This is a genomic window from Virgibacillus salexigens, from assembly GCF_014905415.1.
GTDB classification, from domain to species: Bacteria; Bacillota; Bacilli; order Bacillales; family Amphibacillaceae; genus Virgibacillus; species Virgibacillus salexigens.
The window spans coordinates 434,596-457,517 of the sequence record NZ_BNEO01000001.1 but is presented as its reverse complement, the minus strand read 5'-3'; the positions used below and the strand labels follow the sequence as shown (position 1 = coordinate 457,517).

Annotated in this window: 18 protein-coding genes; 15 read left to right on the top strand and 3 right to left on the bottom strand. The window is 38.6% G+C overall.

Going from position 1 to position 22,922, the window contains the following annotated elements; translation table 11 throughout:
* Positions 1-25: 25 nt before the first annotated feature.
* Both JKP73_RS02205 and JKP73_RS02200 read right to left on the bottom strand, forming a co-directional pair.
* On the bottom strand, positions 26-1,159 hold the full coding sequence (locus JKP73_RS02205) for a M20 peptidase aminoacylase family protein (protein WP_038242801.1): 1,134 nt from the start codon (positions 1,157-1,159) through the stop codon (positions 26-28).
* The gene (locus tag JKP73_RS02200; RefSeq protein WP_160806662.1) at positions 1,149-1,964 is read right to left on the bottom strand and encodes a MurR/RpiR family transcriptional regulator; all 816 of its coding nucleotides are present in this window, start codon (positions 1,962-1,964) and stop codon (positions 1,149-1,151) included. The genes JKP73_RS02205 and JKP73_RS02200 overlap by 11 nt, the downstream gene beginning before the upstream one ends.
* 120 nt (positions 1,965-2,084) lie before the next feature.
* Between JKP73_RS02200 and JKP73_RS02195 the strand changes: the two genes are divergently transcribed.
* Positions 2,085-3,497, top strand: coding sequence for a YfcC family protein (locus tag JKP73_RS02195; RefSeq protein ID WP_021289303.1), 1,413 nt, complete (start codon positions 2,085-2,087; stop codon positions 3,495-3,497).
* A gap of 17 nt (positions 3,498-3,514) precedes the next feature.
* A complete protein-coding gene (gene menC, locus JKP73_RS02190; protein WP_021289302.1) occupies positions 3,515-4,621 on the top strand; it encodes an o-succinylbenzoate synthase in 1,107 nt (368 codons plus the stop codon).
* Positions 4,622-4,868: 247 nt separating this feature from the next.
* Here menC and JKP73_RS02185 read toward each other — a convergent pair whose 3' ends face one another.
* The gene (locus tag JKP73_RS02185) at positions 4,869-5,768 is read right to left on the bottom strand and encodes an NAD(P)/FAD-dependent oxidoreductase (RefSeq protein ID WP_200410844.1); all 900 of its coding nucleotides are present in this window, start codon (positions 5,766-5,768) and stop codon (positions 4,869-4,871) included.
* 323 nt (positions 5,769-6,091) lie between these two features.
* Here JKP73_RS02185 and JKP73_RS02180 point away from each other — a divergent pair, with 323 nt between their 5' ends.
* The 13 genes from JKP73_RS02180 (at position 6,092) to JKP73_RS02120 (ending at position 22,796) form a co-directional block, all read left to right on the top strand.
* The gene (locus JKP73_RS02180) at positions 6,092-7,186 is read left to right on the top strand and encodes a nitric oxide synthase oxygenase (protein WP_021289300.1); all 1,095 of its coding nucleotides are present in this window, start codon (positions 6,092-6,094) and stop codon (positions 7,184-7,186) included.
* A gap of 196 nt (positions 7,187-7,382) precedes the next feature.
* Positions 7,383-8,225, top strand: coding sequence for a glucose PTS transporter transcription antiterminator GlcT (glcT, locus tag JKP73_RS02175; protein WP_021289299.1), 843 nt, complete (start codon positions 7,383-7,385; stop codon positions 8,223-8,225).
* Between the two features lie 153 nt (positions 8,226-8,378).
* On the top strand, positions 8,379-10,427 hold the full coding sequence (gene ptsG, locus JKP73_RS02170) for a glucose-specific PTS transporter subunit IIBC (protein WP_021289298.1): 2,049 nt from the start codon (positions 8,379-8,381) through the stop codon (positions 10,425-10,427).
* A 293-nt stretch (positions 10,428-10,720) separates the two neighbouring features.
* Positions 10,721-11,449 carry a GntR family transcriptional regulator gene (locus tag JKP73_RS02165; protein WP_021289297.1) on the top strand — a complete coding sequence of 243 codons (729 nt, stop codon included), beginning with the start codon at positions 10,721-10,723 and terminating at the stop codon, positions 11,447-11,449.
* A gap of 45 nt (positions 11,450-11,494) precedes the next feature.
* Complete coding sequence (locus tag JKP73_RS02160; protein WP_021289296.1) at positions 11,495-12,544, top strand: TRAP transporter substrate-binding protein; 1,050 nt, start codon at positions 11,495-11,497, stop codon at positions 12,542-12,544.
* A 33-nt stretch (positions 12,545-12,577) separates the two neighbouring features.
* Entirely contained in the window at positions 12,578-14,485 is a 1,908-nt protein-coding gene (locus JKP73_RS23000; RefSeq protein WP_200410843.1) for a TRAP transporter large permease, read from the top strand.
* A gap of 45 nt (positions 14,486-14,530) precedes the next feature.
* Positions 14,531-15,718 (top strand): iron-containing alcohol dehydrogenase, encoded by a 1,188-nt coding sequence (locus JKP73_RS02150; protein ID WP_021289294.1) that lies wholly within the window; start codon positions 14,531-14,533, stop codon positions 15,716-15,718.
* 61 nt (positions 15,719-15,779) lie between these two features.
* A complete protein-coding gene (locus tag JKP73_RS02145) occupies positions 15,780-16,076 on the top strand; it encodes a LysR family transcriptional regulator (RefSeq protein ID WP_021289293.1) in 297 nt (98 codons plus the stop codon).
* Positions 16,070-17,845 carry a sulfoacetaldehyde acetyltransferase gene (xsc, locus tag JKP73_RS02140; RefSeq protein ID WP_200410842.1) on the top strand — a complete coding sequence of 592 codons (1,776 nt, stop codon included), beginning with the start codon at positions 16,070-16,072 and terminating at the stop codon, positions 17,843-17,845. Before JKP73_RS02145 ends, xsc begins: the two co-directional genes overlap by 7 nt.
* A gap of 174 nt (positions 17,846-18,019) precedes the next feature.
* Entirely contained in the window at positions 18,020-19,321 is a 1,302-nt protein-coding gene (locus JKP73_RS02135; protein WP_021289291.1) for a 6-phospho-beta-glucosidase, read from the top strand.
* A gap of 12 nt (positions 19,322-19,333) precedes the next feature.
* The gene (locus tag JKP73_RS02130; protein WP_021289290.1) at positions 19,334-19,636 is read left to right on the top strand and encodes a PTS sugar transporter subunit IIB; all 303 of its coding nucleotides are present in this window, start codon (positions 19,334-19,336) and stop codon (positions 19,634-19,636) included.
* A 16-nt stretch (positions 19,637-19,652) separates the two neighbouring features.
* Entirely contained in the window at positions 19,653-20,918 is a 1,266-nt protein-coding gene (gene celB / locus JKP73_RS02125) for a PTS cellobiose transporter subunit IIC (RefSeq protein WP_021289289.1), read from the top strand.
* A gap of 33 nt (positions 20,919-20,951) precedes the next feature.
* On the top strand, positions 20,952-22,796 hold the full coding sequence (locus JKP73_RS02120; RefSeq protein WP_160806658.1) for an exo-beta-N-acetylmuramidase NamZ domain-containing protein: 1,845 nt from the start codon (positions 20,952-20,954) through the stop codon (positions 22,794-22,796).
* Positions 22,797-22,922: the final 126 nt, after the last annotated feature.

The following is a 22,922-nucleotide window of genomic DNA, read 5'->3' as shown; positions in this document are numbered from 1 at the left end:
CCATATCGGGCTGGAGATTTTTTAACTAAAATTTATATACTTGTTTTACTGCCTCGTATAGAATATGAACCCCGTTCATTAATGCATCTTTATTGAACATCATTTGCGGATGATGAAGTCCAGGAGTAAGATCGCAACCCAATCCAAGCATGGTGGCTTTTAAGTTGGGTTTTTTAATGGTATAGAAATGAAAATCATCGCCACCAGGTGTTTCTAGAGGAGCATCTGTGTTTTCTGTTCCTAGCACATGGTTTATTGCAGCTTCCATAATGGCAATTGCTTCATCGCTGGTTTCGGCTGCAACAATGCCATCGGTATTGGTAATGTCGATTTCGACGTCATATAAATTCTTCATGGTTTCAAAAATATGAAGTACCTTTGCATCGAGTTCTTCCATAATTGCATTCGTTTGGGCCCTCATATCTAGGGAGAAGGATGCGTTACCAGGAATAATATTTGTGCTCTTTCCACCTGCTTGGAAGTTCGTCATTTTTACAGAATGCGGAATACGAGGATCTAGATGAATTTTACTTAATAAATTGACAATTTGAGCACCTACTTCAATCGCGTTGATATTTAAATGTGGTCTGGCGCCATGTGCATCATGTCCTTTGATGACTGCATTGTACATTTTAGCAGCACCGTGAACAATAACTGGTGTAGCATGACCCATTTTCGTCTCTTGTTGTGGACGAAGGTGAACGCCGAATAAGTAGTCAACTTCGTCTATCATTCCTTTATCTACAATGGATAATGCACCAGATCCCTTTTCTTCAGCTGGTTGAAAAATGAACCGTAAAGCTACTTTGTCTTTTAATTCTGGAGATTGGTTTATTTTCCATAATAGCCCTAGAACTATGGACATATGGGCATCATGACCGCAGGAGTGATTCGCTTGAAATTGACCATTTACTTCTTGCCATAATGCATCTATATCAGCTCGAACCGCAACAATTGGTAGGTTTGCATGAAATCTTCCGAAGTCGCCAATGACACCTGTTTGATCATGGAAAGTAGTAACCCGGCAGCCATTCTTTTCTAAGATAGAGGCAATATATTGCGTGGTTTCCGTTTCTTCCCAACTAATTTCTGCGTGATTATGTAAATACGTGAATGTATCTTTAACCTGTTGTTCAATATTCATATACCTATTCGCCATCCTTTATAAAGTATTTATAGGTTGATTGAATCTTCCCTCTGTTCTCCACTCGCTCCACTAATTCAAACAGAATTGCGTTGATTACTGCTAATGTCACAGGTCCTTTACTAAATAATGTATGCTGATTAATAGATAAGGAGATACAAATATCTGCAAATTCCACAACTGGTGACACTCGTGAGTCAGTAATGGTAATGACAGTAATTCCTTTTGCTTTTGCTTCTTCTGCTAAGCGAATCGTATCTATCGCATATCGGTAAAATGAAAAAACAATGATACAGGCTTTATTGGGTAATAAATCGAGCAATCCTGCATCTGTCTCTGGCCGATACAAGTCAGCATTTCCAACAATATAATTTAAGTTAAAATAAAGCCAGTGTGCAAATGTGAAGGAATGATGATATCCAGCAACGACTATCTTTTCACAGTCGATAATCGTTTCTACTATTTTTTCCATGTCATGGATGGACAACTTCTCTAAATTATTTTCAATCATCTTGATATCCTTCTGTACACTTTCAGCAAAGTAATTGGCTTCTATTTTCATATCATGGTTAGATGTTTGGCTTAACTCTAGTAAGTGTTGACGGACCTCTTTTTGTAAGGAAGTATAGCCATTATATTCGATAGAATGACAAAAACGGATTACCATTGTTTCACTAACACCAAGTATATCTCCTACTTTTTTTGCAGGATGAATTGCAAAAATCATTGGATCAGATAATAACGCATCCGCAACTACCTTTAATCCCTTCGTTAGTTTTGAAAAGTTGGCCTCCGTTTTTTGAATAAAATCAGCAGTCAAGGTTATTCTCCTTATTCTTTTTAAAGTTTTTACAATATTTTATATTGAAATAAATTATATCCTTTATTATAATACAATGCAAGTTGTTAATATTTCGAAAATTGAAAGAGGAGGAATTGAATGGAGAACAAAAAGAGGAATAGCAAACAAAGAAAGCTAGCGCTCCCAGATGCGTATATTATTCTATTTATCATACTAATTGTAGCGGCCATTGCAACGTATTTGATACCAGCCGGGACATTTGAAAGAGAAACAGTGAATGATATCACGACGGTGGTGCCAGATAGTTATCAGCAAACAGATCAACAGCCCACATCCTTTATTGACATTTTCACATCGATTCAACAAGGGATGATTGATTCAGCAGGGTTAATTTTCCTCGTACTTATTATTGGAGGAGCTTTTGCGGTAATTGAATATACTGGAGCAATTGATGCGTTAATTATGAAAACCATTAATCAGACGAAAAATAGAGAGTATTTGCTGATAATTATTGTATGTACGCTGTTTTCAATTTTTGGCGCATTAGGTATTATTGTAAATGCAGTGATTGCTTTTATTCCAATTGGTATTATTCTTGCTCGATCCATGAAATTGGATGCAATTGTTGGAGTTTCTATTATTTATCTTGGCGCATATGCCGGTTTTAATACTGCCTTTCTTGATCCTTTAACGACAGGAATGGCGCAGGAAATTGCACAAGTACCCTTGTTTTCGGGAATTGGTTTTCGGATACTGATCTATGTAACGGTGCTTGCCTCTACCATTGGTTATATATGGTGGTATGCCAATCGTGTCAAAAAAGATCCAATGCGCAGTGTTTTAGGCGAAAATCGCTTTCCGAAATATGATGAGAAAAGTGTGGATACAGCACCTTCCGAGTTAACAGGTATACATAAACTCGTCTTATTATGGTTAGCTATTGGAATTGGAATTTATATTTTTGGTGTATTTCAATACAAGTGGTCGTTAAACGAAATGGCAGCGATGTTTCTCGTCATTGCTATTGGAACTGCAGTTATAGCCAAAATTAATCCGAATGCGCTCGTTGTACAATTCTTTGAAGGATGTAAAGGGCTTGTCTATGGAGCATTAATCATTGGAATGGCTCGTTCCATTGTCGTTATAATGGAAAATGGACAGATATTAGATACGATTGTCCAAGGCATGGCAACGATTATGGAACCATTTACGAATGTGATGGGCGCGTTAGTTATGTTTGTAGCAAACTTCTTATTTAATATTCTCGTCTCATCAGGTAGTGGTCAAGCTGTAATTGTAATGCCGATTATGACACCACTTGCAGATATTATGGAAATCCCTCGCCAAGTAGCCGTGCAAGCCTATAAAATGGGAGATGGATTTTCAAACGTCATCACCCCCATTTCTGGAATATTAATGGCCAACCTAGCCATCGCAGGGGTATCCTGGGTAAAATGGATTAAATTTGTGATGCCGCTAGTAATTATATGGTGTCTAATTGGAATTATTTATCTTACAATTGCTGTCTTAATGGGTTGGGGACCAATTTAAAAAGGAGAATGATGGTTATGAAAATCAAGGAAGTTATCATGTATAAAATGAAAATGCGCATGAAAAACCCGTTTACGACGAGTTTTGGAACCGAGCAAGATCGTGAGTTCTTATTAGTTGAGGTGAGAAGCGAGGATGGACTTTCCGGCTGGGGAGAAGGGGTCACCTCTGAACGGCCATTATATAGCGAAGAATTCACTCTGCAAAGCTGGTATATGCTGGAGGAGTTTCTGATCCCGCTAGTAGTAGGTCAAAAAATTGATCACCCGGATAATTTACAAGAACTATTCAAGCCCTATAAGCGTAATCATATGGCCAAATCAGCTTTAGAAGGTGCGGTTTGGGATTTATATGCGAAGCAAAACGGGGAATCTTTAGCGAAAAGTCTAGGAGGAACGAAGTCTAGAATTGAAGTTGGTATTAGTTTGGGGATCGAGAATAGTTATGAAAAGCTAATGGAGTCCATACAAGCAAAAGTGGATGAAGGCTATAAACGAATCAAGCTCAAAATTAAACCAGGAAAAGACGTTGAGATGATTCGTGAAGTTCGTAAGCATTTTCCAGATATTCCGTTAATGGTAGATGCAAACTCTGCCTATACATTGGATGATATAGACGTGTTGAAAGCATTGGATGAATTTGATTTAATGATGATTGAGCAACCATTAATGGCAGGGGATTTGATCGATCATGCAAAATTACAAAAGCAAATCAGTACCCCAGTTTGTTTAGATGAAAGTATTCACTCCCATGAAGACGCTCGTCAAGCCATTGAATTAGGAAGTTGTAAAATTATCAATCTAAAGATTGGCCGCGTTGGCGGATTGACTGAATCGAAACGAATTCATAATTTATGTGAGCAGGCAGGCATTCCTCTATGGTGTGGTGGGATGTTAGAATCCGGTATTGGCCGCGCACATAATATTGCAATTGCTTCGTTGGCCAATTTTACATTACCAGGGGATACCGCTTCCTCATCAAGGTATTGGAACAAAGATATTATCCAACCAGAGGTGATAGCTGAAAATGGTATCCTTACAGTAAATGATCATCCTGGAATAGGATATGGTGTTGACCGTAACGAGGTGGCCAAGCATACAGTGAAGAAGAAAATATTTGATTAGCATTAGTAGCTGGAACGTAAAAAGACGGATAATTGTATCACAGTGGAAATCGTTTCCCTTTCTGCCGGGCATGGCCCTAGCTAACTCTAGTAAACGCAAATCGCTTACTAGAGTCGATCTACGAGCTATGTTGTTCCCACTGGAGTTTCAACGATTTCCACTGTTTGATTATCGACAGTCCAGTCATTACATCTTCTATAAAGTTGGAAAAACGCGGATTGTAATGAATCTTGCCATTTTATTTGGATTAGAAATCTTCCTCAATAAACGCTGCATTGACTCCAATAGCAGCTTTATGACCTTCTGAAGCAGCAATTACTAATTGGGCTGGACCTGCAATTGCCATGTCTCCGCTGGCAAATACACCGTCGACATTTGTACGTCCGATACGATCTGTTATTATTCCACCTTGCTCATTTAATTCACAGCCTAAGGATTCACCAATAGAAGAAGCCTGTTTCATTTCTGGCACAACGAATCCCCCATCACGCAGAATCTCTGTACCATCAGCAAAGATGATCTTTTCCAAATAGCCGTTTTCTCCAACTAAAGATGTAATTGATTCCACGTATACATGTATTCCTTTTTTCTCTAGCAAATCCTGTTGTTCACTGGAAAGAATGTAATTACCATTTGTACAAACAATCAGATCTTTACTCCAATTAAAAGCAACTTTAGCCATATGAAAGGCATGGGTATTGTCTGCAATAATAGCCAATCGGCGATCTCTTAATTCCCAACCATCGCAAAATGGACAGCTGAATATACTAGTACCATAGAACTGTTGCATCTGCTTTACATTTGGTAGTGTTTCTTTCAAGCCTGTTGCCAAAATTAATTTCTTTGATCGATAAACTTCTCCAGCCTCTGTCTGCATCGTAAATAGTTGCTGAACTTTATGCACTTCTGTTACGCGCTGTTTTTTGATGGTAACATCTGGATAATTTTTTAAATCTTCCTGCCCCAGTCTTCTAAATTCAGAAGGGGTGATACCATCACGAGTAAGGAAGCCATGTGATTCGTTAGTTACAGCGTTCCGAGGTTGATTATCATCAAATAAAATGGTTTTACGTCTTGATCTTCCTAAAACTAAAGAAGCGTTCATCCCTGCTGGACCCCCACCAATTACAGCACAATCTAAAATCACCGAATCATCTCCAATCTAATTTGTTTAAAAGTGAAGAAAGATAGATTACTTGTTGAGTTAGGTTCACTTCCTCAATCTCAATCCATCTCCGCTTAATATAGTTATTAAAGACTCTTAATATCTATAATTAAAATCTTACCATGATAGACATAGTCACTCAACTTTTTTGTATTTATAGTTTATATAGGCGCTTAAGCCTTTCTATTTATTCAGGTAAAATGTTGTGTTACGCTTTTTCAGAATTATATTGTACGTACTTTGTCACAAAAAATGAGCTGCGCTTTGATACACTAGAAAGAGACAAAAGTCGGGGGCAATAGGACATGGATAAACAACAACTTTGGGAAGAAGCATTGACATTCCTTAAACAGTACCATTCTGAACTAGAAACATCATCAGATGATTTCCAACTAAGATGCAACGAAGTGAAACAAGAAATACAGGCGAATGGAATGTATAGACAGACGTATGATGAAATCGCTTATGGAGCAAAATTGGCTTGGCGTAATTCCAATCGTTGCATCGGTCGTCTATTCTGGGAACGTATGGAAGTGATTGATGCAAGAGATGCTTCGACAAGCGAAGAAGTATTTACGTATCTCATTGATCATATAAACAAAGCAACGAATCATGGGAAAGTTAAACCATTCATTACCATTTTCCAACCCGAACAATATCAAACTGGTGAGCAGCCGATTAAAATTTGGAATCATCAATTGCTTCGCTATGCTGGCTATGAAACAGAGAATGGGGTTATTGGTGATCCAGCGTCATTAGAATTTACGAAGCAATGTCAAAAGTTAGGTTGGGAAGGAAAAGGAACGTCTTTCGATATACTGCCATTGGTAATTCAGGTAAATGATCAATCACCACAATGGCGGGAGATCCCAGAGGAGGTAGTCACTGAAGTTCCCATTAACCATCCAACAGTAGACATTTTTGCTGGAAAAAATGTGAAATGGTATGCCGTACCAATTATTTCTGATATGCGTTTAGAAATAGGTGGTCTAAATTATGTAGCGTCCCCATTTAATGGGTGGTATATGGGAACAGAAATAGGTGCTAGGAATTTCGCTGATGAAGATCGTTATAACTTGCTCCCCATTGTTGCTAGACAATTAGGTCTAAGCACAAAACATTTAAGTACATTATGGAAAGATCGGGCGCTTGTTGAGCTAAATGCTGCTGTTCTTGAATCATACAAAAAAGCAGGCGTATCCATTGTAGATCATCATACCGCTGCGAAACAATTTGAAATATTTGAGAAGCAAGAAGCGAAACAAGGCAGAGTTGTGACTGGAAAATGGGCTTGGTTAATCCCACCGCTTTCCCCTGCCACGACGCATATCTTTCATAAACCATTTGATAATACAACCAATAAACCGAATTACTTTTATCAAAATCGTTTTTGGGAGTAAATGAAAGATTATCAGAGCATCCGATCGAGCATAGACTTCGGATGCTTTTCGTACTTTTAATAAATTTTAAAGCTACGGATAGCTTTTCATTATAATTAATTGGTATTTTTTAGATAGCTAGATCGTTTTGCCTAAATCGGGAATCATGTTATAATCATACGTATTGCAAAACACCGACTTGAGGGGACGGACCACTTTGAATACGTTTACGGTAAAAAAAGTCTTAAATAATAATGTATTAATTGCCCTGGATCAAGGTCAATCAGAAGTCGTATTAATCGGCAATGGAATTGGTTTTCACCATAAGAAAAAAGAGAATATAGATGAAAAGGCAATAGAGAAGTTATTTGTTTTACGTAATGCAAAAGAGCAAGAAAACTATAAAAAATTACTGCCAAATATAGATGAACCCCTATTACAATCAATTATAGAAGCCATTGGTATTATTCGAAACAGGTCACAGGAAATGCTAAATGAAGCGATTCACGTTGCATTAACGGATCATATTCTTTTTGCTGTAAATCGTTTGAAAAATGGATTAGAAATTCGTAATCCATTTCTAGCCGAGACAAAAGTGCTCTATCCGTTTGAATATGAGATTGCTGCGGAGATGGTTGATTATATTAATCATCATTTAGCTATTAACTTGCCGGAAGGAGAAGTTGGTTTTATCGCATTACATGTGCATAGTGCGATTACGGATAAAAAACTTTCTGATATTAACAAATATTCACAACTTGTTACTCAATTTATTGATATCATTGAAAGCCAGCTAAGCATCCGGGTCAATCGAGAAGGGATTGAGTACATCCGCTTGGTAAGGCATATTCGTTATACGATTGAACGGGTTTTGAAAGGAGAACGAATTGAAGAACCAGAAAAAATTGCTTCTCTATTGAAAAGAGAATATCCGACATGCTATAATCTAGCATGGAAGTTGGTAAAAATTATGCAACAAACGATGAAAAAACCCGTATATGAAGCGGAAGCGGTTTACTTAACCATGCATTTACAACGCTTAAATCAAAAATACGAATGATATCTAACGTGTTACTGATACGATCAGGCATGAGTGGAAAGGATAATAAGTAGATAAGGAATGGATGTCCTTGTTAGCTTATTTGTAATTTCTGCTCATGCTTTTTTTAATGGTTTTTTCGAAAGAATGGTTGAGAAAAAGGAGGAATATAATATGTTTAAAAAAGCATTTGGCGTGCTGCAAAAAGTAGGTAAAGCATTGATGCTTCCAGTTGCATTATTACCTGCAGCCGGTTTGCTTTTAGGATTGGGTAATGCTGCACAGCAGGAAACGATGCTCGAGTACTTGCCATTCTTAGGAACAGAATGGATTCAACTTGTGGCTACCGTAATGGAAGATGCTGGTGGCATTGTTTTTGATAACTTAGCACTAATTTTCGCAGTTGGTGTTGCAATTGGTTTAGCAAGTGATGGAGCTGCTGGACTTGCCGCGCTTGTTGGCTATTTAGTACTAAATCAAGTGATGGGGTCTTGGATCGGTGTGACACCGGAAATGATCGAAAATGATCCTAGTTTTGCTTCTGTATTAGGCATTCCAACCCTGCAAACAGGGGTATTTGGCGGGATTATCATTGGTCTGATTGCTGCCTTTTGTTACAATCGCTATCACGATATTGAAATGCCTTCATTCCTTGGTTTCTTCGCAGGAAAACGATTTGTGCCAATCGCAACAGCCGCCTTTTCGTTTGTAGCAGGTTTTATATTACTGTTCATCTGGCCTCCTGTCCAAGAAGCAATGAACAGTGCATCTTATTGGTTAATTGAAGAAGGAACGTATCTAGCCGTCTTCTTTTTCGGTTTTATAAAACGATTGCTTATTCCATTTGGTCTGCATCATATCTTCCATGCGCCTTTCTGGTATGAGTTCGGTTCTTATACTACAGAAGCTGGAAATTTGGTACGTGGGGATATGACGATCTTCTTTGCCCAATTGAAAGACGGTGTAGAAATTACAGCTGGTAATTTCATGGCTGGTGAATTCCCAATTATGATGTTTGGTCTACCAGCAGCAGCATTAGCAATGTATCATGCTGCTCGACCTGAAAAGAAAAAATTAGTAGCTGGATTATTAGGCTCTGCAGCTTTAACATCTTTCTTAACAGGAATTACCGAACCATTGGAATTCTCATTTATGTTTGTATCGCCGTTACTATTTTTCTTGCATGCGGTGTTAGATGGTTTGTCCTTTGTGCTCATGACCTTGTTTAGTGTGAATGTGGGTTACACGTTTTCTGGCGGGGCCATCGATTTTGCATTATTTGGTATTCTGCCAAATCAAGAGCCGTGGTGGATTACAATTGTACTTGGTCTTATTTTCGCAGTAATCTATTACGTCATTTTCCGCTTCTTCATCAAGAAATTCAACTTAATGACGCCTGGTCGTGAAGAAGATACGGAAGAAATAGAAAGTGGAAATAGTAAAAATGGTGATTTAGCTTATAATGTTCTAGAAGCCATGGGTGGAGAGAAAAACATCTCCCATTTGGATGCATGTATTACCAGACTGAGGGTTTCGGTAAATACGATCAATAACGTAGATAAAGAAGAATTAAAACGATTAGGTGCTTCAGGTGTATTAGAAGTTGGCAATAATATTCAAGCTATATTCGGACCACGCTCGGAAACGATTAAGGGACAAATGCAAGATATTATTTCTGGAAAAACACCACGAGAAGCAGAGGTAGATCAACAAGCTGAAATTCAGCAACAAATTGAAGAAGTGAATCCAGATGCGATGCAGAATGAACCGTTCGCGGATACATTCGTCGCCCCGTTATCAGGTGAAATCCTAGCGATTACAGAGGTACCTGATAAAGTATTTTCTGAGAAAATGATGGGAGATGGCTTTGCAATTGTACCAAAAGATGGACTTGTTGTTGCACCGGTAGATGGAAAAATCGTAAATGTTTTTCCAACGAAACATGCCATTGGTATGCAATCAAATGGAGGAAAAGAAATACTTATTCATCTTGGTATTGATACCGTAAACTTAGAAGGGGAAGGTTTTGAGGCATTGGTATCAGAAGGAGAGCATGTCAAAGCAGGTCAGCCAATATTAAACGCCGATCTCTCATTCATTCAAAGTAAGGGTTTGAAGATCATTACGCCGATTGTATTTACGAATTTAAACGATGGCGAGCAAGTTACCCTACAAAAATCAGGAAATATAGAAAAAGAAGAATCTAATATTATTAAATTATAGAAAGAGAATAAATCTAAACACCTCCAAACCGTCGAGTATGCGTAACGACATGGAGGTGTTTTTATAAGGAAATAAATATAGCAAAGGAATGATCTATTCCGATTTCATGTGAAGGAAGATTTGCTTCTTAGATTGCGTATAAATACTTATAAAATATTCTTATAATTCAAATTAGGGTTAATTATTGATTTATTGTAGGATACCTGTTTTAATAAAAACAAATTAATCTTGCCAAATTTTATTTAAATTAACTGGTAGGTACGTCATGATGAGCATGAAATGGAGGGAAACCGATGATTGATGCAGAATTACCTATCCCGTTGCATATACAAATTGGAAATGTTTTAGAAAAACAAATATATAATGGGACGTATACAGATAAGATTCCTAGTGAACGGGATCTGATGGATATGTTCTCCGTAAGTAGAACTACAGTTAGAGAGGCTGTAACCAAATTAGTCCAGGATGGTGTATTGAAAAAAATACACGGAAAGGGAACTTTTATTGCAGAGAAGCCCCCAATTGAGGAATGGCTCTCTTCCCTAAACAGTTTCACAGATACGGTAAAAAGAATGGGAATGAAACCAGGGAGTAAATTGCTATTCGCTGGAAAGCAGAAGGCAGATACATTAGCCCATTTTTTCGGAGAAGAACTTTACACGATCAAACGTTTACGATATGCAGATGCAAAGCCCGTTGCGATAGAGAAGCATTATTATCCAATTCAGGTTGGATTGGAACTTCAAACGTATAATTTAAATAATGCAACCATTTATGACTTATTAGAGAATGAATTACATATTACATTGACAGAAGCAGAGCAGTTTATTTCTACAGAGAAGGTAATAAAGGCGGACGCGGTACATTTAAATATAGAGCCTTCCTCCCAAGTATTAAGTGCGGAAAGAGTTATTTACGATCAGTATGGCGAACCCATTGAAGCATATCAAGGTTTGTATCGACCGGATATGTATCGATTTCGGATTAAGACGAGGCGTGATAGTAGACAGAGGAGAGGTTGAATGTAATTAATTTGTAAGCGTTATCAACGTGGGGGGTGAGAAGGGTTGAAGCATTTTATGAATTCGGTTTTTGTTGTACTTATATTTATCACCTTATTTGTACTTGGAAACCTTGCAATGAATCAAAGTGCTGGTTCAACAGATGCCGATGTAATTACTTTTCGGGTTGCCCAATCGAAATCTGCTAACCACCCTGTTTCTAAAGGGATCGATAAGTTTGCAGAACTTGTAGAAGAAAAATCAAATGGGCAAATTCAGATTCAAACGTATCATGATGCACTAATCGGAAATGATCGAGAAGTGATAGAGAGTGCACAAAAAGGAGGTATTGCATTTGCTAGTTCATCGACACCGAATATGACAAGCTTTACAAACTATTTTACAGCTTGGGATTTACCATACATTTTTGAAAACAAGGACGAGGTATATCAAGCAATTGATGGAGAACCTGGAGATGTTATTCGTAATGAAATGAAGAAATCGGGATTTCAAGTTATCTTCTTTCCAGACTATGGATTTCGGCAAATTGTTAATAACGTGAAGCCAATTCAAGAGCCATCCGATTTAAAAGGGATGAAGGTTCGGACAACGAACTCCAAGATTGAACAGGCTGATTTTGATGCACTTGGTGCAACTCCTACCCCTGTTTCATGGTCTGAAGTATTTACTGCCCTGCAGCAAGGAACGGTTGAAGGAGAAGGGAATAGCTACTCCTTATTATGGGATTCAAAACACCAGGAGGTGCTTCGTTATGCTACCGAAGTTAACTATAACTATAGCTCCGACATTGTCGTGATGAATAAAGAAAAATTTGATGAGCTAACTCAAGCAAATCAACAGCTTATTATGGAAGCTGGAGATGAGGCGATGATATGGCAGCGGAAATTAGCAAATGAAAGAGAGGAAGAGGCGAAACAACAATTTATTGATTACGGGATAGAAATTGTCGAACCGAATGAGGAAGAGATGCGGAAATGGAAACAAGCTGTAAAACCGGTTTGGGATCGTTTTGTCAAGCCTGGTGTCGCTGATCCTGCATATGTTGACTTAATTCTTGAAACACTTGGTAAGACAAAGCAAGAAATCTTTGAGTAAACAAATAGATTCTGCTGAAGGGATGGAAAGGGAATGAGCCAAGGGTCTTCTGTAGTCAAGGGTATACAACTTTCTACTTCTAAGAATAAAAGAAATCCGTGGAATCGTTTTTTAAAGGGCTTGGATAGGAGATTGGAAGAAGTACTGATTGTGATTGGGTTTCTTGTTTTTACAATTTTAATTAATTTACAGGTGATTAATCGCTATTTACTGCCTTTCATTGAAATTGCCAATATTACAACATGGACAGAAGAAGTAGCTAGATATTTGTTTGTTTTTGTTTCCTTTATTGGTGCTAGTTTATCTGTAAAGAATAGAGAGTCTATCCAAGTAACGATTGCTGTTGATAAGTTATCGAGTGGAATACAAAAATCGATTTCAACAGTAACCGTTATCTTCATGCTTTATTTTAGCTATATTTTAATTCATTACGGGGTTGATATGATTTTATTTCAATTGGAAACCGCGCAGACAACACCTGCTCTGTCGATACCGATGGCAATACCCTATAGTGCAATTCCAGTTGGGTTTCTGTTTATATCAATCCGACTATTACAGAACCTATGGCAAGATATGAAAGGGATGACTGTAAAAGAGGGATGGATGACTTGTCTAATAGCTGCCCTTTTTATCATACCTTCCCTATTTCTAACTCATTCCTCTATTGCTATTTTACTATTTGGCTATTTTCTATTGTTTATTCTAATTGGTATGCCAATCGCTTTTGCGCTTGGAATTAGTACGCTAGCAACCGTATTAGTTACCGATGCGATCCCGATTGATTTTTTTCCACAAACCGCATTCACAAGCATTGATAATTTTCCAATTATGGCTGTTCCTTTTTTTATTGCGGCAGGTGTCATTATGGGAAGCAGCAGTATGATTAAAAAGTTACTTCATTTATCGGATGAATTATTAGGCTTCCTTCCGGGTGGTCTGGCATTAGTAGCAATTGTAACGAGTATGTTTTTCTCGGCAATTAGTGGGTCGGGACCAGCAACTGTTGCGGCTATTGGTACGTTATTAATACCTGCAATGATTAAACAAGGGTATCATCCCGGCTTTGCAACTGCAATCGTGGCTGCCGCAGGAACAATTGGCGTCATTATTCCACCAAGTAATCCTTTAGTGATATATGGTGTTGTTTCACAGCAATCTATCTCCCAGCTGTTTATGGCTGGGATCCTACCAGGGATCCTTTCTGGGATCGCACTAATGGTGGTTACCTATGTAATTGCCAAGAAAAAAGGGTGGAGAGGGAATCAAACATCCTTTCAATTCAAGAGCGTATTACGTGCAGCATGGGATGCAAAGCTCGCATTATTGGTACCAATTTTTATTCTTGGAGGTATCTACGGTGGCATTATGACACCGACAGAAGCAGCAGCAGTTGCCGTTTTATATGGGTTAATCATTGGGATGTTTGTATATAAAGATTTATCAATGAAAGCAGTCTATGAAAATGTAGTAAAAGCCGGCATGACTTCTTCGATTATTATCTTACTTATTGTTATGGCAAGTATTTTCGGAAAACTGATTACATTGGAAAGAGTTGCCGAGACCGTTGCCAACTTTGTATTAGGGATTAGTGAGAATCAAATCATCATCTTGCTATTATTAAATATCCTGCTATTACTCGTTGGTCTTGTAATTGAAGCGTTAGCGGCAATTGTTATTCTAACACCAATACTTTTACCAATGGCAATGGAAATAGGCGTTGATCCTATCCATTTTGGTTTGATGATGATCTTTAATTTAGCGATAGGATTTATTACCCCACCTGTTGGAGTGAACTTGTTTGTGGCAGCAAGTGTTGCCAAATTGCGTATTGAGGAGGTGATCAAAGGAATTGGTCCACTGTTAGTTACCCTGGTGGTTATCTTACTATTCATTACTTATATTCCAGCAATAAGTATGTGGTTAGTTGATGTTTTGAGGTAAAAACAAGAGAAGAGGACTATTTTTGTAAACCGAAGGAGGGAGAAGATGTCCACAACATATTTACCGAGGCAAATGATGTTAGGAGAAGGCAAGCTAGCACATCTAGATAGACTTGCTTCGGAACTAGGTGTTCGTCATTTGTTTATTATCATCGATCATTTTTTAGTTTCTCCGCCTCTAAATTATGACCAAAAGATACGAAAGCAGTTAAGTAAAGGTGTTCATCTAACCTTTTTTACTGACTTTCAGGGAGAACCCACAACCGAACATGTATCAGAAGCTGTTGACCGATTACATCAAGTAAAAGCAAATGGTGTGATAGCAATCGGAGGTGGAAGTGCGATTGATTTAGCGAAAGCTGTTTCGTTGTTCGCTGCCTCTCCACACCTGGATTGGGAGGAAATACCCCATCAACATCAGTTAAATAGACTTCCATTAATTGCGGTTCCAACAACATCTGGCACAGGATCAGAAGCAACCAAGATAATGGTGATTAAAAACACAGAGACATATGTCAAAATGAATCCGGGCCATAAAGATTTAGTTCCAGATACTTCCATTTTAGATCCGGAATTAACAATAAGCTTACCAAAGAAATTTACAGCCTATACAGGATTAGATGCATTAACGCATGCTATTGAAGCATATATATCAACAAAAGCTACTCCTGTTACAGATTTTTATGCTACCTTTGCCATTGAAAAAATCGGGAAGCATTTACCTATTGTTTATCAGAATGGGGAGAACTTACAAGCGCGCGAAACAATGCAAATGGCAAGTTGTTTTGCTGGAATCGCCTTTTCAAATGCATCTACGAATCTCGCACATGCAGCTGGCAGACCTTTAGGAGCACACTTTCATATCCCCCATGGATTGAGTGTTGCTTTATTGCTGCCATTTGTGCTGCGATTTAGTCTTGATTCAGCGGTAGAGAGACTTTCACAAATTGCAATTCTTTTAGGCGAGCAGGATAGAGAAAATCAACATTTATTAGCTGAAAAGGCAGTGCAAAGAATCGAGCAATACAATAACCAGTTCGGGATTTGGCAAGATGCGCTTGCTTATATCGATCTAGATGAGTTAAAACAGGAGCGGCATACACTTGTGGAGGATGCATTAAATGGGAATGGGATTGTAACGAACCGGAGAATTCCAGAGAGACGGGATATTGAAATGCTCTATTTATCCCTCGGTGAAAAATTAGAAAAGCAAGCGAAATCTCAAACAGTATAAATGGCTTCTTCAACTGGTACGGACGTCACTATGAATCATTATTTTTCATGGAGGAAAATCTATGAATTATGAAAGATTGAAGACATTTCTAGCAGTAGCTGATAAAAGGAGCTTTTCAGAAGCAGCGAAAATATTACATGTGACGCAGCCGAGTGTAACGATACAAATAAAAGAACTCGAAATGGAATTAGATACGCGATTATTCGAACGCTCTACAAAACAAGTCAAGTTAACACCATCAGCAGGAATTCTGTTAAACTATGCGACTGAAATCGTACGTTTAGGTGAATTAGCAAAGAAAGATATTCTAGAAGCAAAGGATGCTTCATGCATTATGAAGGAGGAATGGAAATGGTAAAACAACAGGAAGAAGTTAAAAACGTAGTCCGTAAAAAGGTGAGAATGACACCTAGTGAAGCAATTGTAGAGACTTTGGTAGCGGAAGGAATTCGAGAAGTATATGGCATTGTCGGATCTGCATTTATGGATATGCTCGATCTTTTCCCAACTGCAGGCATTCGGTTTCTTCCGGTAAGGCATGAGCAAAGCGCTGCACATATGGCAGACGCATATACAAGGGTTTCCGGTACAGCTGGTGTGGTGATTGGACAGAATGGACCTGGTATTACAAATATGGTGACTTCCGTTGCAGCAGCCAACCAAGCGCATACGCCAATGGTGATTATTTCACCATCTGCAGGAACGCCGTCAGTTGGCTGGGATGGCTTCCAAGAAGCAAATCAAGTATCCATTTTTGAAGATATCACAAAAGAAACGGTTCGAGTTACACATAAAAGCAGGGTAGCAGATTGTTTACGTACAGCCTTTCGAATTGCCTATGCTGAAAGAGGGCCGGTATTGTATGATATTCCGAGAGATTTATTTTATGGGGAATTAGAAGATGAAATTCTAGAACCTCGCCAATATCGAGTAGATAATAGAGGAAGTGGCGACCCCGCGTCGATTCAAGCAGCCGTTAATTTACTTAAAAATGCAAGTAATCCAGTAATTTTGTCTGGTCGTGGTGTGGTAGATGCAGAGGGTGTTGATACGGTAAAGAAAATCGCAGAACATCTAACAGCCCCTGTTGCTGTGTCATATATGCACAATGATGCTTTCCCTGCAGATCATCACTTAGCTGTGGGACCAATCGGTTATATGGGATCAAAAGCAGCCATGTATACGCTGCAAAAAGCAGATGTGGTTTTAGCAATTGGCACAAGATTATCGGTATTCGGTACATTGCCTTGTTATGATATTGATTATTTTCCGAAGGCTGCCAAAATTATTCAAATCGATATTAATCCGCGTCATATTGCGAGAACGCATCCGGTTGAGATTGGCATTATAGGGGATGCAAAAGCAACTAGTGATGCCATTTATCATCAATTAAGTCAGAAGGCCCAAGACAGACCTAAAAATCAGCATCGATTAGATGATATAAGCAAATTGAAGACTGCGTGGGAGCAAGAATTAATTGATTTAGCGATGGAAGACGGGAATCCAATCAATCCACGTCGTGCATTATTAGAATTAACAAGAGCTTTACCTGAAAATACGATCATTTCCACAGATATTGGAAATGTCTCTTCCACAGCGAATGCGTATTTAAAATTTAACCAGACCAGACGTCATATTGCTGCATTGACATTTGGTAATACGGGCTTCGCTTATCCAGCGGCATTAGGGGCGCAATTAGCAGAACCGGATTCACCTGTGGTTGCTATTATTGGGGATGGTGCATGGGGAATGAGTTTGCATGAGGTAAGCACAGCCGTTGAGCAGAATATACCGGTAATTGCTTGTGTATTTAATAATAAATCCTGGGCTGCTGAGAAAAAGAACCAAGTCGACTATTATGATAATCGATTTGTCGGATCCAATATTCAAGCTCCTGATTTTGCTGAAGTAGCGAAGTCAATGGGAGCTCTTGGCTATACGATAAATAATCCAAACGAGATGGAACCCGTGATAAAAGAAGTGTTAGAAATGAGAAAGCCGGCAGTTCTGAATATTTTTGTTGATGGTACGCAGCTCGCTCCACCTTTCCGAAAAGATGCCTTAAAAATGCCAACCAGGTACTTGGATAAATATAAACATCTGGATTATGAAGCGTGGAGAAAATAACATCGTTGGTTGAAACGTTGGATCAGAAAAACTGATTCAACGTTTTTTTTAATGGAATAGATAAAATTTTCCCAGCTGCTAAACATATGTGTTCCATTTAATTAAATATCTACTAAATTACAATCATCCTTAATAAACTGTATCAAGGACGTTTACTAGAAAGGATGGATTACTATGAAACCACTAAAAATTGTGGTCATTGGAGGTGGATCATCGTACACCCCAGAATTAATTGAAGGCTTGATTGACAACCATGATGTATTACCAGTTTCAGAGGTTTGGTTGGTAGATATTCTTGAAGGCAGAGAAAAATTAGAAATTATTGAAGCATTGGCGAAGCGAATGGTAGAAAAAGCAGGATGTCCGATTAAGATAGTTGCCACATTAGATCGCCGTGAAGCAATAGAAAACGCTTCCTATATTATCACCCAGATTAGAGTAGGGCAACTAACGATGCGAAAAAGTGATGAATACTTATCCATTAAGCATGGTGTTATTGGGCAGGAAACCACGGGAGCAGGTGGTTTTATGAAAGCATTACGGACAATTCCAGTAATGTTGGATATTTGTGAAGATATCGAGGAACTTGCTCCAGATGCATGGTTACTTAATTTTACGAATCCAGCAGGTATTATAACCGAGGCAATTCTCAAGCATCGTCATGTGAAAGTAGTTGGATTATGTAACAATCCAATCAACTTTTATAAAAAATTTGCTAAAGACTATCAAGTACCAATCAAGGATGTGAGTCTCCAGTTTGTTGGTATTAATCATTTGATTTGGATTACTGATTTTTCAATTAAAGGGATATCACGATTAAATGATGTGTTAACAGGAACATCTGATAGTTATCAAGCTAAAAACATACCAAACATGGGATGGGATCCTATTTTCTTACAATCACTAGATGCCATTCCATGTAGCTACCATAAATACTATTATCAGACAGATCAAATCCTGGCGAAGCAATTAGAGGAATATAAGCAAGGAGAAACAAGAGCTGATCAAGTGCAACAAGTAGAACAGGAATTGTTTACTATTTATGCGGACCCATCTACCACAGAAAAGCCAGAAGCACTAGATAGACGAGGCGGTGCGTATTATTCAGAAGCAGCGATTAATCTAATTAAATCCATTCACTTGGATGTTAAGCAAATTCACACAGTGAATGTGCGTAACAATGGTGCTATTCCATGCTTACCTAACGATGCCTGTGTCGAAGTCAATTGTCTTGTTGAAAATCATCAAATAACACCCTTGCAAACAGGAGATATTCCACCACAAATCAGAGGGTTACTGCAGGTTGTTAAGGCTTATGAAGAATTAACCGTAGAGGCAGCAGTTACTAGAGAAATAGGTACTGCTCTACAAGCTTTAACGCTTCATCCATTAATTCCATCAGCTGAAAAAGCGCATGAATTGCTACAGGATATGTTTATAGCGAATGAGGCTTATTTTCAACCAATTCTTACTTAGGAGGTGAGATATATGAAAATTACCCTGGTATGTGCATTAGGAATGAGTACAAGTATGCTTGTAGATAGAATGGAAAAGGTGGCAGAGGAAAAAGCAATTAATATCCAAATTGAAGCACATTCGGTTGATGAAATGGAAAAGCAGTTTGCTACCTCAGATCTTATTTTGCTGGGACCGCAAATTCGCTACAAACAAAAAGAACTTGCCGAAAAAGCAGCAGAAGCTAATGTGCCTATAGCTATGATTAATATGAAAGCATATGGAACGCTGAATGGAGAAGAGATACTGGAACAAGCTTTGGAGATATTACGTTAGAAAGGAGTGTAGACTATTGAATAGGTATCAAGCATTTATGGAACGTTACTTTTTGCCGGTTGCTGCGAGGTTGGCTGAACAGCGTTATTTACGGGCAATCCGAGATGGAATTATTGCCACGATGCCTTTATTAATTATTGGAAGTATTTTTTTGATCATTTCTTCGCCACCTGTTGAATCATGGGCAGCATTCATGAAGCCATATGCCACAACACTTAATATCCCAGTTAATGCAACATTCGGTTTGTTGGGACTGATTGCCGTGTTTGCGATTGCATATCATTTAGCCAAAAGTTATAACATGGATGGTTTGTCAGCAGGGGTACTTAGTATTGCAGCGTTTTTTGTAGCGACACCATTAACAGAAAACGGGAATATTCCACTTCATTTGATGGGAAGTGAAGGACTATTTATTGCTATTTTATTGGCATTATTTACGGTGGAAGTATACCGCTTTTTTGAAAGTAGAAATATGGTCATTCGTATGCCTGATGGCGTACCACCGTCTGTTTGGCGGGCTTTTACAGCGTTAATTCCAGGAGCAGCAATCATTGCTATTGTTTGGGGCATCGATTTGGTATTAAAAACAACTTGGGACTTATCCTTGCATGGTATCGTTGGTGCTGTGTTAAGAGAACCATTACAGCTGCTCGGGGGAAGTTTTTGGGGGGCAATTGTAGCGATTATCTTAATTCACTTATTATGGTCTTTTGGCATTCATGGTATTTCTGTCGTTGCTAGTGTAATGGCACCTATTTGGTATAGTTTGACGGAAGAGAATGTCGCAGCTCATCAGGCGGGAGAAGCACTGCCACATATTGTTGGTCAGCCGTTTATGGCAATTTGGTGGGCAGTGGGCGGTTCTGGTATGGCTTTGGCTTTGACATTGTTATTTGTATGGCGAGCTCGATCCAAGCATTTGAAAAGTTTAGGAAAAGGTTCCGTATGGGCAAGTGCGTTTAATATTAGTGAACCAGTTATTTTTGGTGCTCCGGTGGTAATGAATCCAATCCTTGTTATCCCGTTTATTCTTGCACCGCTTGCGGTTGGAATTATTACCTATGTTTCGATGTCGATTGGTTTGGTTGGAAAGCCATACGTGATTGTTCCTTGGACAACACCACCGCCGTTTTCAGGTATTTTGACAACAGGTGATTTTCGGGGTGGCATTCTTATGATTGTAAATATAATTGTAGCGATGGCTATTTATTATCCTTTCTTTAAGATGTATGATCGTCAGCTTGTCCACGAAGAGCAAGGAGATCAAACAGAAAACGTATAAATGTTCGCTATTTAGATGGATGGGAGTGTTTTGGTGAAGATTAAGATACTATGTTTATCAGCAATTGCAATTGTTTCCGTTCTATTACAGCAACATACGGTACTTGGACAAAAAGAACTGAGTCATAATGGGAAGAAGAAAGTAAAACCAGGTATTGAGGTTTTGTTAGAAGATCATTTGGATTGGATAGCTGGAAAGCGCGTAGGTTTAATTACCAATCCAACAGGAATCGATCAAGATTTAAAAAGTTCCATTGACCTTTTACATGAACATTCAGAAGTGAATTTAACCGCTCTATTTGGTCCAGAACATGGAATTCGTGGAGATAGAGAAGCTGGAGAGTATGTGGAGTCCTACATTGATGAAAAGACTGGATTACCTGTTTACAGTTTGTATGGTCCAACCTGGAAACCGACAGAAAAGATGCTTGAAAATGTTGATGTGTTGCTATTCGATATTCAAGATATCGGTTCGAATGTGTATACGTATATTTATACCCTTGGTTTTGCAATGGAAGCAGCTGCGGAGCAAGGTAAAGAGATCATTGTCCTAGATCGACCAAATCCGATTGGCGGTGAGCGAGTAGAGGGTCCTGTTCGTTCAGCGGATGCGGTTAGTTTTATGGGGAGGTTTTTGCTACCGGTTCGCCATGGAATGACAGTAGGGGAACTAGCAACGATGTGGAATCACGAATATAGTTTGGGTGTATCGTTAAAGGTAGCAAAAATGAAAGGTTGGAAGCGTTTTATGCATTTTGAAGATACTGCATTGCCATGGATTCAACCTTCACCAAATATTCCCACTCAAGAAACCGCTTATCTGTATGCAGGAACAGAACTACTGGATGATACAACATTAACAACTGGTCTGGGAACAACCAAACCGTTTGAACTAGTAGGTGCTCCATGGATTAATGGCGAGCAATTAGCGGAAGAAATGAATGCCAAGAGCCTAGAAGGTGTCCGATTTCGGTCCGCTTATTTTACACCGATGTTTGGAACATATGAAGGGGAACGAATCGGTGGTGTCCAAGTGCATATAACAAACCCTAAGAAAATAGAGTTAGTTAACTTAGGACTACAGCTTTTAGATACGATGCGTAATCAAGATCCAGCGCAATTTTCGATGACAGAAAAATACGCGAATCTAATTGGCGATTCAGATGCGGCTGAAATGATTGAAGAAGGGGAACCGGTGGAGAGGATTATCAATAGTTGGCAAGAGGAATTGACGAATTGGGTTGACCATGTACGTAATCAATACTTACTTTATGGACCTTATCCAGAAGGGGTAAAGCCTTATAAAGAAAAAACCGTACTTGGTATCTTACCATTGGATTTATCCGCTGCAGTTGGGCAAACAATCCCTCTAACCTTACAAGGTTTTGATAAGAAGGGAGAGGAACTAGAAATAAACCCGGAAGAAATTAATTGGGAAGTCTCAAACGGATTAGGGAATGTTGAAGATAATCAATTTTATGCAATCAAAGAAGGTACCGGTGAAATTATTGCAACCTTTCGAGAAGAAAAAGCAGTACGTAACGTTGATATATCTGCTACGTTAATTAAAAACATCCGTTTTGGTATACACGATGCTTATACACGAATCGTACTGGATTTAAATAAATCTGTGACCAATTATACTTTGGAAGAAGATGATCATCGCTTGTTATTAACCATTCCATATGGAGAGATAGATGGTGAGTTAGCTCAGGAAGGCGGAAGTATACCAGTCTCGAACAGCCCGGTAATAGAGCATGTTGATTATCGGGTAGAGGGAGAAGATTTTTTGGCAGAATTTCATTTAAAGCAACCTTCCGTAGATATAGAAACGCCAACATATGACTCACGTATTGTAGTAGATTTACAACATCAATAGAACAATTTGTCAAAAATGCGTATTCAAATCGAAATTCCATGTGACAAAATCCCACTATTGCAAGGAATTGGTTTCTGTGAAAGCAACGAAACACGATTAAGCTATTTTACTTTTTGTAAGAAAACG